Source organism: Lysinibacillus sp. NPDC056220 (assembly GCF_049315265.1).
Classification (GTDB): Bacteria; Bacillota; Bacilli; order Bacillales_A; family Planococcaceae; genus Lysinibacillus; species Lysinibacillus pinottii.
Genome location: NZ_JBMOXD010000002.1, coordinates 253181 through 264640, shown reverse-complemented (window position 1 = coordinate 264640; position 11460 = coordinate 253181). Strand labels below are relative to the sequence as shown.

At 33.4% G+C, this 11460-nt stretch carries 11 protein-coding genes; 5 read left to right on the top strand and 6 right to left on the bottom strand.

Features of this window, described 5'->3' with window-relative positions; all coding sequences use genetic code 11:
- Positions 1–4: 4 nt before the first annotated feature.
- The 4 genes from ACOZBY_RS06330 (at position 5) to ACOZBY_RS06315 (ending at position 4549) form a co-directional block, all read left to right on the top strand.
- Entirely contained in the window at positions 5–1012 is a 1008-nt protein-coding gene (locus tag ACOZBY_RS06330; RefSeq protein ID WP_012295508.1) for a nucleoid-associated protein, read from the top strand.
- Between the two features lie 282 nt (positions 1013–1294).
- The gene (locus ACOZBY_RS06325; protein ID WP_012295509.1) at positions 1295–2416 is read left to right on the top strand and encodes a hypothetical protein; all 1122 of its coding nucleotides are present in this window, start codon (positions 1295–1297) and stop codon (positions 2414–2416) included.
- A 169-nt stretch (positions 2417–2585) separates the two neighbouring features.
- Positions 2586–4082 (top strand): serine hydrolase domain-containing protein, encoded by a 1497-nt coding sequence (locus ACOZBY_RS06320; RefSeq protein WP_031419330.1) that lies wholly within the window; start codon positions 2586–2588, stop codon positions 4080–4082.
- Positions 4083–4357: 275 nt separating this feature from the next.
- The gene (locus ACOZBY_RS06315; RefSeq protein ID WP_031419331.1) at positions 4358–4549 is read left to right on the top strand and encodes a hypothetical protein; all 192 of its coding nucleotides are present in this window, start codon (positions 4358–4360) and stop codon (positions 4547–4549) included.
- A gap of 45 nt (positions 4550–4594) precedes the next feature.
- Here ACOZBY_RS06315 and ACOZBY_RS06310 read toward each other — a convergent pair whose 3' ends face one another.
- Together ACOZBY_RS06310 and ACOZBY_RS06305 are read right to left on the bottom strand one after the other, a co-directional pair.
- Positions 4595–4912 carry a hypothetical protein gene (locus tag ACOZBY_RS06310; protein WP_012295511.1) on the bottom strand — a complete coding sequence of 106 codons (318 nt, stop codon included), beginning with the start codon at positions 4910–4912 and terminating at the stop codon, positions 4595–4597.
- A gap of 68 nt (positions 4913–4980) precedes the next feature.
- The gene (locus ACOZBY_RS06305) at positions 4981–5409 is read right to left on the bottom strand and encodes an NUDIX hydrolase (protein WP_197225100.1); all 429 of its coding nucleotides are present in this window, start codon (positions 5407–5409) and stop codon (positions 4981–4983) included.
- A 190-nt stretch (positions 5410–5599) separates the two neighbouring features.
- Here ACOZBY_RS06305 and ACOZBY_RS06300 point away from each other — a divergent pair, with 190 nt between their 5' ends.
- A complete protein-coding gene (locus ACOZBY_RS06300; protein WP_012295513.1) occupies positions 5600–6064 on the top strand; it encodes a DinB family protein in 465 nt (154 codons plus the stop codon).
- Between the two features lie 156 nt (positions 6065–6220).
- On the opposite strand, the gene ACOZBY_RS06295 is transcribed toward ACOZBY_RS06300, so the two are convergent.
- The 4 genes from ACOZBY_RS06295 to ACOZBY_RS06280 all read right to left on the bottom strand — a co-directional run bounded on the left by ACOZBY_RS06295 (position 6221) and on the right by ACOZBY_RS06280 (position 11400).
- Positions 6221–6736: a DinB family protein gene (locus tag ACOZBY_RS06295; protein WP_422761809.1), complete on the bottom strand. Its 516-nt coding sequence runs from the start codon at positions 6734–6736 to the stop codon at positions 6221–6223.
- A 320-nt stretch (positions 6737–7056) separates the two neighbouring features.
- Complete coding sequence (locus tag ACOZBY_RS06290) at positions 7057–9009, bottom strand: LTA synthase family protein (protein WP_031419336.1); 1953 nt, start codon at positions 9007–9009, stop codon at positions 7057–7059.
- A gap of 336 nt (positions 9010–9345) precedes the next feature.
- The gene (locus tag ACOZBY_RS06285) at positions 9346–10089 is read right to left on the bottom strand and encodes a LytR/AlgR family response regulator transcription factor (RefSeq protein ID WP_281487003.1); all 744 of its coding nucleotides are present in this window, start codon (positions 10087–10089) and stop codon (positions 9346–9348) included.
- A 9-nt stretch (positions 10090–10098) separates the two neighbouring features.
- On the bottom strand, positions 10099–11400 hold the full coding sequence (locus ACOZBY_RS06280; RefSeq protein ID WP_036162271.1) for a sensor histidine kinase: 1302 nt from the start codon (positions 11398–11400) through the stop codon (positions 10099–10101).
- Positions 11401–11460: the final 60 nt, after the last annotated feature.

The following is an 11460-nucleotide window of genomic DNA, read 5'->3' as shown; positions in this document are numbered from 1 at the left end:
ATAAATGTTAGAAGTTAATGAAAGTAAATTAGCTCACTATAGTATCCATTTTTTGAGCGAGACGACACTAATTTTAGGAGAAGAGGATTATATACAGCCAGAGCTCATGCTAGAAGCAGCCTTTACACAGCTTGCATTTAGTAAAGTAGAGCTTGAGCAGCAATATGAATTTTTCCATGAAACAGATATTGCGCTTAATGAAGTTTTTACCTATTCAAAAAAAATATTCGAACAGGACAGTAGCTTTCTTGAACAATCTCAAAATATGGCGAAGCACTTACACAGTGTATCCCAGCACCCAAATATTAAAAGCGGAGAGCTATTTATTGGCTTGTTTGAAAATTGCTTTCTATTAAATGAAGTTAAAAAGGTCATTGCCATTGTCAAAATTGATGAAAAAGAGATGTTTTTAGATGTCAAAAATGACAATAATAAGATGATCATTCATGGTGTTGATGGCATAAACGTGAAAAAAATTAATAATATGGCCATCATTGTAGATATGGGGGAAGAGAAACCCCCTGTTGTTTTTATAAAAACGAAGCGAAAAGAGGATATCGTATACTGGCAGGAACGATTTTTAAACATTAAAGCAGCCGATGAACATTATCACAATACAGATTTAGCGCTAAATGAATGCAAAAAGTATATTTTAAAAGAAGAGAATTATTCGAACACAGAGAAGCTAGGCTTTTTAAATAAAACATTGGACTACTTTAGAAACGAAGATGAGTTTCAAGTGGACCATTACATCGAAACCGTATTTGATCAAGCGGATGCTACCCAAAAAGATATCCTCGTCAATGCAGTCAAACCTTATGAAACAGTTATTTCTGATAGTGCACTAGAAAAAGCTGAAAAAAAATACAAACGTAAAATAAAGCTTGATTCCAATATTGAAATTCAAGTCAATATTCAGCATATCGATCAAATAGACGAACTGATTGAAGTTGGCTATGATGAGGCAACAAATCGAAAATTTTATAAGATTTATTTCCAGGATGAAATATAAAGGAGGCTCACTTAAAAATGCCTCAAATTATTGACCAAAACCATCGAAAAGTTCACGCTCGATGGTTTTTATCTTTTTAGAGTGCTACAGCTCGACCGCTGTAGTGAAAATCAACGCTTTTATTTTTTTGTAAAAGAGACATTCCCATTTTAGGAGTTGCTCTTTTGTCTTAAAAAAAACACTCTTTCTTTTCAAATTTTTCTTAAAAAGATAAAACTTTTTTGTTTGGTAAAACGTCTAATAATTGGTAACAGAAGTTAACCTAAAGGAGAATGAATAAAGATGAAAAAACCGTTTAAGAAAACATGGATTTTAGCTTCCGCATTAACACTAGGAATGGCCGTAATGACCCCGCTTCAAGCTGGTGCAACTTCAGTAGATACAACTAAACAAGTCACTATACAAGTAGAACAAAAAATAAAAGGTACTATTAAGTACTTTGATGGCGATGGCATCTCAATTAAAGGGTCTGACGGCAAAAATTATTTTATTGGCTTACACAAATTCTCTGACAAGCAAATCGAAAAATTGAAGCTAGTGGAAGGACAGGAAATCGCTGTTGAAGGAAGCATTGTAGAAGATTATTCAGATTTCTATACTTTTGATGTGTATAAAAAAAGCTTACCTAAAGAAGTCACAAAAGAAGAGTTAGTTCAATTAGAAAAACTCTTTACTGACATGAAAAAAGCAGAAAAAGAAGAGAATTATGAAGAAATGGATCGAGTTTATCAGGCCATGAATAACATTACAAGACCTTATGAATTAGCAAATTGGCAGCCTGAGCCTTTTGAAGATTTTATTAACGAAGCTGCATTTTCTGAGCAAAACATAGTCATCAAAAAACAAGATAAAGAACAGCTTAAAGCACTTTATAATGACTGGGTAAAATTCACTAAAGAAGATAAAACAGATGAGGCAGGAGAAAAAATAGATAAAATCTTTACTATTTTAGAGCCATACTTCCAAGAGCTATATCCTCCACTAACTTTTGAACAATATATGGCTGATATGGACTTAGACATAACAAAAGAGGATCTCGTAAAGCTTAAGGCGTTCTATGAGGAAGCTCAAAAAGCAGATAAAGATAAAAACGAAGAGCTCTCAATCAAGTTATGGGATCAATTCTATGAAATAATTAATTCATATTACAAACCTGTTTCCTTTGAAGAATATATGTCAGACATCGAATTTGACATTAGCGAATCGGATTACACAAAATTAAAACAGCTCTATGAGGAAGCAAATGCCTTAGATCAAAAAGGTGAAGATGAAAAGGCTGCTGCCCAATGGGAAGCCTTCTATCAAATTTTAGATCCCTATTATTCGGCAAATAGAGACATTCTAATCTCAGCATCGAAGTTAATCATTCACGGTAACGATTTACTTCCAGAACAAACAAAATAATGTTTTTGGGGCTCTCCTATTCACTATAAGGAGTAGCCCTTTTCTAGTACATGACAAAATTGTCATGTACTCCATTGAATAGTCATGTGAATCGATGGTTTGACCATAATTTGCTTGTTATAGTAATCGTTGTTGAAACAAGTAATTTATAAGTTAAGGAGAAATGAGCATGACACAATTTATTAAAAAAACTGTGATGATGACTGTAATGCTAGTATGTTGTACAATGCTACCAGAATTTGCGCATGCAGCATCTGATGACAAAATTCGTAACATTGAACTCTTTATTGAGGAGCAACAAGCCATTAGTAAAATCCCCGGCCTTTCTGTCACTATTGTCGATAAGGGGGTAACCGTATATCAAAAGGGATTTGGGTATGCAAATATAAAAACAAAAACACCCGTCACTTCAGATACTCTTTTTGAGCTAGGCTCCACATCTAAAGCCTTTACAGGCCTTGCCATTCTTCAATTGGAAAAACAAGGGTTACTAAAGCGTTCGGATGATATTCAAACGTATATCCCATGGTTAACATTGACCTATAATGGAAAAAAGGAAATCATAACAATTCAGCAGTTACTGTCGCATACAAGTGGAATTCCTTCTAATTCAATTGTTCAAATTCCAGAAAGCACAGCCAAAAACGCCCTTGAATTAACGGTCAAAACATTACTAGATCAAACATTAAATAGAAAACCAGGAAGTTCTTTTGAGTATGCAACTATTAATTATGATGTGTTAGGACTAATCATAGAGCAAGTAACTAAGCTGCCCTATGATCAATATGTCAAACAGAAGATTTTACAACCTATTGGTATGTATCAATCGTTTGTAGGAATTCATCAAGTAGCATTCCCTCATATGGCTTCTGGTTATAAAATAGGACTTATGAGAGAGTTACCTTTTACACCACCTATTTACCGTGGAAATATCCCTGCTGGCTATATTATCAGTAACGCAAATGATATCGCAAAATGGTTGAAATTACAGTTAGGCAATAGTGAAATTTATTCAATTGATGCTACAACCATTAAAGAATCACATAACCCTGACCAAACGGTAGAACCTTTTGATACAAATACTTATTATGCTACCGGTTGGGCAGTGGTTGAAAAAGAAAACAAGCCATACATTTACCATGCTGGAGAAAATCCAACCTTTACATCGTATTTCATCATGCAGCCCGATGAGCAAATAGGGGTAGCCATCTTAGCCAATATGAATACAAGCTCGACAACTGCTATTGGACAAGGGATTATGGATTTGTGGGAAGGTAAAACAACAACTCCTCTACATACTAACAGCTATCAAAAGTTGGATAAAATCGCCACGATTATAAGTATCATTATTATAGGAATCAGTCTAATCTTTTGCTATTTTGTAATCAAAATGACCTCAAGCATTTATAAAAAACAACGCCAATTGACAAAGCTTGCTTCCAAGAGAATACTATTATTAACTCTCCATTCAATGCTTGTTGCCAGCATGTTAATCGCAATTTTTCTGGCACCAGAAGTTTTACTTGGCGGTTTAAATTGGGCATTTATTAAGGTGTGGGCACCGACCTCTATATCGGTATTATTGTATAGCACTATATGGGCTTGTATTCTATATTTAACATGGGGGATTATACTCATTATGACAAAAAGGAAAGCGCTAGATTAATTGTCTATGGAATGTTTTAGTATGTAGATAATCAGGATGCCCGACTCTTTTTAAGATGAATTTAATAGGATTTTCTACATAGGCCACTCTAAACGAGAACAAGTTTTAACTCAACTTCCTTTTATAGCTTATTCATATAGCCAGTTACTCGAATAGTGAGTAACTGGCTATGACACTTGTGAATACAAAGGCAAACGTTCCAAAAATGAAACTAAATCAAAGCTAGCACGTAAATTTATTTAAATTCGACTATTTTTAGAAAACGAGGTTGTTTGATGAAGGAATGGTGGCAAAGTAAGAAAAGAAAAACGACAAAAAGGAAAGTAAATAATAATTACTCCCTATTTGAATTATTACTTGATGTGCTTTTTTGGTTACCAGAGCTCTTTCTAGTCCCATTCAGATTAGTATTTTGGTTGCTTAGAGGTATAGGTAGATTAATTGCAGATGTATTTGAATATCCGTGAATTCCTTACCCTGTAAAATTAATGTTGAACATTCAAAGTGTTTCGTTATTTCCCCCATGGCTGTTCACCATATCTTTTAAGCTTCACGATTTCACCATCATTATTGACCAAACGATTATATACATAATTAATTTTATATTCATTGTACTTTTCTAATTGTATTTTTTCGTAAAACTTCTTTGATAAAGTCAACTCTCGGTCATCAATTAACAAATAGTATTGACCATTTTTTTCCATAATGTTTTGTTCGTCAAGAAGATAGGTGCTTTCAACTTGTACATTATTAAGAGAATAAACACCTGCTACAAATAAGGCTACAAAAGCAAATAAGACGAACATCACAAAAAGTCTTGTTTTACTCATATCCTCACCTCACTAAACTTAGCCATCATAAGATCATTACATTAGATTTTACAAGTCATTATGTATAGCTAGAGCAATTCAAATAATCCATTTGGAACTAATACTAATTTATTATTTGAGAAGTCACTAATGGGCTTCCAAAGCAATTTGAAGCGTGTGCCATTATCTTCTTCCCCAAAAAAAGAAGCATTTTCATAAAAGGACATTTCAATAAAATCTGCTTCATAAACAAACACTACTTCATGTCCATTATCACCATGATATGTAAATATATTTTCAATTGTACCTACATGCTTTAGGTTAGTAATACTCGCCTCGATTTCCTCCAATATTTCTCGCCTTATTGCCTTTGAACTCGTCTCACCATATTCAATTTTCCCACCAATTGGTCGATAATAAAATGTCTCCTTTACTTCATCAAAGCCTTCAGAAACAAGTATTGCATCTTCTTTCCTAAATATACAAATAGCTTTTGCTATAATTTGCTCTTTCTTCATCTGATTCCTCCAATCCCATTTCAAGCTGTGCGACAGGTGCATTTTTTATTATATCAATGCGCTCACGATAATAAAGAATGTTTTGTACAAATTTAGCTCGTATTTACATATTTCATCTGGCACAATTTCCTTGCCATTCATTAAAATGATAAACTAGTAAGAAGCATGATAGGAAGGAGATGGAATGTGAATGATGGATGCTAAGACCATTTTATTGGACCAACTTCTAGCAAATGCAAATGATCGTAGCTGGTATATTTCATTTCATGAGGCAGTTGAAGGACTATCTGAGGAAGAAGCATTTTGGAAACCCGATAATACCAGTCATAGTATTGCTGAAATTGTCCAACATCTCATTTATTGGAATGAAACTTGGCAAATCAGATACATTGAAAATCATGTTCAAGCTAGTCCACAAGTCCAAAGCAATCATGATACTTTTCTATTGAGAGATAAGGTGACTTTTTTGGAGCTAAAGGATAAATTATTAAAAACGCTACTTCAGTGGCAGGAGCTTCTTGAGGAGGAGCAACTTCTATCTGTTGTAAATGGTTACCCAGTGAAGGCGGAATGGTGGGCTATCATTTCCAATGCCACAACACATAATGCCTACCATATTGGACAATTAGCATATATTCGTAAGATGAAAAGATAGACATTTGATGGATGATTTTGGCCTAAGCCATTCTGTAAAAAAGTTCGAAACTCTATAAAAACCTCACCCAAATGAGCGAGGTTCGTCTGCTTTTCTTTGTTAGAAATTCATCCATTCAAAGATTATCTTGAAATTGTCACTCAACTGAGTGACTTTTTATTTTGAGTCTGCTTGGAGTGCATCTACTGAATCCACAAATGCTGAAGAAAGACCTCGTCTAATTAGGTTTGCAGAAACTGGCTTTCTCCCAATTTCCCTAGACCAAATTGATAATTGTCCTATATGGTGAATTTCATGTGCAATGGTATGACGAATGATTTCACCCCATGTATGCGTTTCAATTGTTCCATCCTCTAATGGAAGATGAAGTAAACGCTCTTCCATACTAGCATCCCATTTGTTTACAAAACTTTCTACTTCTAAATGAAATTCAGCTGTTAATTTTCGAACTTTCTCAAGGCTTTTATAGTCATCAAAATTCTCCTGAAAATCCTCTTTACCTTGTAAAACGCGTATCCAACTCCACTCTACATCCACTATATGGAAGAGTGTATGTAGTATATTTCCCATACCACCTGTTCGATTTTCTAAAAGTTCTTCTACACTCAACTCTTCACACCAACGGAACCAATCTTCTCTTACCATCCAATTATATTTAAACAATAATTGCAAAATAATCCCCCTCTAAAAAAAAATATAATAGCCCTCTACTACTTCTTCCTTTATGGATAGTTTCCCTCCATTTTCTCAGAATTTTTTTAGGTTATTACTGCTGATACTCGTTAGTTTCATTAAAATTGCAGCCCCCTTTCTGCAAAAAAAAGCCTTACAACCGTAATGGCTATAAGGTTTAACTGATATAGTTTGCTTAGTGTTGAATCACCAAACATAAAAAAACAGGTCAAGCTAACGGTAAGATATCATTAGAGTACTTTATATACTCTCCTAGATACCTTACTCATTTTCTTAACCTGCCTAGCAAAGGATAACTATTAATGCGATTCTACATCGTCTTCTTTGGAGTAATTAAATTGGGAAGGATCAACTGGCGTATAGCCTGTTGGCTTATAAAATCTCAATAAGTCACCATTCACGACTTTATCAGATAGTTGCAATTTAAGATCTACTTCATTCTTAATTGTTCTCGCAGACTCTAATTGACTATCATCTAGTGGTAAACCTGTTTCATTATCATAAAATTTTTCATTGATTGAATAGATTTTAGGGCTGACAAAATCGCCATTTCTAAAAGGCACAATTTCATGATGCTCTTCTGACAATAGGTCAGAGCCAAATTGAACAAATTGTTGCGAATCAATTCCAAGTAAATGTAATAGCGTTGGAAGGAGGTCTGTTTGCCCACCATACGTATGGTTAGCTCCACCCTCCATACCTGGAACATGTATGAATAATGGAACGCGTTGTAAATTAGCACTTTCATATGGTGTAATATCTTTTCCAATTACTTGGCTCATTGCAGCGTTATGATTATCTGAAATACCATAATGGTCGCCATAAAGAACAATCATCGAATGATCGTATAAACCAGATTCTTTTAATTGTTGGAAAACTTGTTTGATTGCTTCATCTGCATAACGAGCAGTTTGGAAATAATTATCAACACTTGCATCTCCAGTATTTGCTTTATCGATTGTTACTAGGTCTTGATTCATTTTATATGGATAGTGATTCCCAACCGTAATTAATTTTGTATAAAACGGTTGTGGTAAAGAACTTAAAAGACTTTGCGATTGTTCAAAGAACGGTTTATCCAATAACCCATATTCAGCCATGTCACCTGAAGTGCCCGTATTATAATAACTAGCATCATAGAATTTATCAAAGCCAAAGGATTTATAAATCACATTTCTGTTCCAGAAGCTTCCGTTATTACCATGGAATACAGCCGATGTATAACCATAATCTTTTAAAATGCTAGGAGCTGCCTGGTACGTATTTTGTGCTTTTGTAATATAAGCAGAACCTTGTGGTAGCCCAAATAAAGAGTTTTCTAGCATAAATTCTGCATCGGATGTTTTACCCTGCCCAGTTTGATGGAAAAAATTATCAAAATACAATGTATTTTGATCTTTTGCTAATGAATTTAAAAATGGTGTAACTTCTTCACCGTTTAATTTATAGTCGATAAGAAAGTTCTGGAATGATTCTAAATGTAAATAAATAACGTTCATTCCTTTTGCTTTACCAAAATAGTTTGCATTTGGCTTTGCATAGTTAGATTTAGTATAGTTAATCACTTCTGTAATATCACTACTATCCGCCAAAGCTCTTTGTGAGGATGCTTTCATCGTTTCGACTGAATCATAAATCGTATAGTTATACATCCCTAAATATTTCACAATATAGTTTCTATCAAAACCTCTTGTTAATAGCTGCGGACGATTAGCCTCAGCTAGCCCTAAATTAAGGATTGAAATAGCTAAAGCACATGTAATGACCGTCATCGCTTTTTTATATCCAAAGCGTGTAGTATCTTTTTGAATTCTTTTTGAGAAGCGTAGATAAAACATTACGAATACATCTACAAAGAATAAGATATCATATGGTTTTAATAAAGAAAGAACACTACCACCTAAATCACCAAAGTTCTGCGTTTGAGAAAGTGTAGGTAATGTAATGAAATCACTAAAAAATCGGTAATAAACAATATTAGCATACAAAAGGATTGACATCAGCATGTACACTACAACGAGTGATGTATATTTTCGTTTTCCTCTAAAGATAAATGAAAATCCTAGAAATAGCATTGCTGAGCCTAGTGGATTTAATAGTAAAAGAAATTGTTGAATAACTCCTTCTACGCCTAAGTCAAATTGTGTTTGTTGCGAGATATATGTTTTAATCCATAACATTAAAACAGCTACTACATATATTCCAAAAAAGTTGTTCAATAGGTCGTCTTTTTTACTTATTAGATTTCTCATTTCTTGCACCTACCTTTTACTTATTGAATTGAATCTTGATGTATATTAACTTAGAGATTATAAGTATTAACGTTGCATTTAAAATAATGTTAGGTCACGATAGCTTTTTTCGCGACCAATGTATAGTACTCCCCATTTAGACTTATGTCAAGTTGTTAGGTATCACAATAGACAATTCGTATAATCATTACTAATTAACACAAATGTTGTCATAAAAATATCCAGTAAATGTTAGTTTTTTTAACTATCATTTACCGGATATTTTAAATAATAACTGTATCTTTTTTAATTTCTTTAAGTTCATCTATTTTACATTAAGAGAGGGCCAAACAACCTTTATTCGAAAACATTGATTTCTAATTTTTTCTGTACAGCCTTTATCATTCGTGCTGACCCATAACAAATTTCTCCATTTTTCATTAATATTTCTTTCCTCTTAAAATCCACTTCCTGAATATTGTCGATATTAACTACAAAAGAATTATGGCAACGTATGAAACCTTCATACTCTTTTTCTACGTCTTTCAGTTTCCCATAAAACTCCACTTGACGATTATCCAAATGTAAAACAACTTTATGTAATGGAGAGGACTCAAAAAACATAATTTCATCAAAGTTAACACTAATAATTTTATCAGCAATTCTTTGAACGAATTTTTTATTGGATGCCTTGTTCGTCACTTGCCTTCTTTCATTCGTCACCTTCAAACAGCTTATAATTTTACTCTGTATAGAATCAACATCATCCTTAATAATAAAATCCATCGCTGCTACTTTATAAATGAAATTTAAATAAGTAAGCTCTGAGTGTGTTGTGATAAAAACAATATCACCTATAGGATCAATTTTTCTGATTTCTGCGCCAAGTGTGATACCATTCATCTCATGATTTAGGTCGATATCAAGAAAATATAAACCAGATCGTTGACTCTCATTAATATAGTGTAATATCTCTTCTGGATCTGCGGTTGTTAGTACCAGCTGCATATCCATATTTTCAATCATTATATAATTTGACACATATCTGGCTATTCTTTCTCTTTGTTCCTTTTGATCTTCGCAGATAAAAACATCAATCATCTCAATCCCTCACTTTAAAATTACAATTTCCTGTTTAAAAAAACCATCCTCTATTACTGTATCCAACTGTGTCATATTTTCTTGATCAACCATCTTCTTCAGACTGTTCAGCCCCAATCCGCGATTTTCTCCTTTTGTCGAGAAACCTTCTTCGAAATATTGAAAAAGCTTATGACCGGTATCTCTAAACGTATTCCAAACTACAAAGGACACGGATTGTTCGAGCTCTACAAACCCCACTCGTATCATACCCTTCTCTATCTCTTCTGCTGCTTCAATGGCATTGTCTAAAATAATTCCAATACAGCGACACAACAGTACACTATCCATATTCAAATAATGTATTTCGTTAGGGCATTCAAAAACCACATCTATCCCCTTTTCTTGTGCTGTAATCAGTTTGGAGGAAACCAAACCTTTTACTTCTGGAATTTTAATTTCAGACAAACCCCTCATTTTAAAATCATTATCACGAATCTCTTGACTGACACGCATAATATTGTCATTAAAATAGCTTTCTAAAGCATCCATATCACGATTATTAATATATTCGGACATAGAAGATAGGATATTGATGTAATCATGGCGAAAAGTTCGCATTTCATAATAGTTTTTTTCTAGCTGTTCCGTGTACATTTGTATACTGTTCAGCTCAATTTCCTTCTCCCTCATCTCTAACTGCTTTCTGAAGGTGTATACTAGGAACGACAAGCTAACAGCAAAAATGACGAAATAGATAAATAAGTATAGCGTATTCATCAATACTAGCGTTTTTTGATTTCCTGTTAATCGTACATAAACAATCATTGTAAAATAAATTGTATACGTAAAAAGACCCAAGAAAGCTAAAATACGTTTTGTAATCCTATCTTCTGCATCCTTTTCAAAAATTCTAAAAGTGATTTTTTTCCAAAACTTTATAAATATAATACCAATGATGAGGGTAATAAATTGATGAAGTAATACCGCTGAAAAAATGAGTTCGTTTGTTTCTGAGGAGATTGTATCAATATCTAAAACTTTTCCCAAAATGAAAGTAGTTATATGATCAATGAGGATCATACCAATCATTATTGTTGATGCGTAGTACAGTGCAGGTATCCACTTTAGATATGTATACTTAAACATACCAAGAACAAACGCAAATATTAAGAGCGAACCAAAAATATCCAGGTATGGATATAGCCAACCCATTATTAGACTAAACAATATGACTGCAAAAATAGTTTCCTTTCGAAAAAAAGGTTTACCTATGACAAAAGCTACTAAAATACACTGAATGGCAACTTGAACAATAGCTAATAGAATCACTCACTAATCCTCATCTCTCTTTAGTCATCTATTATGAATATTATACTATAGATAATGGAA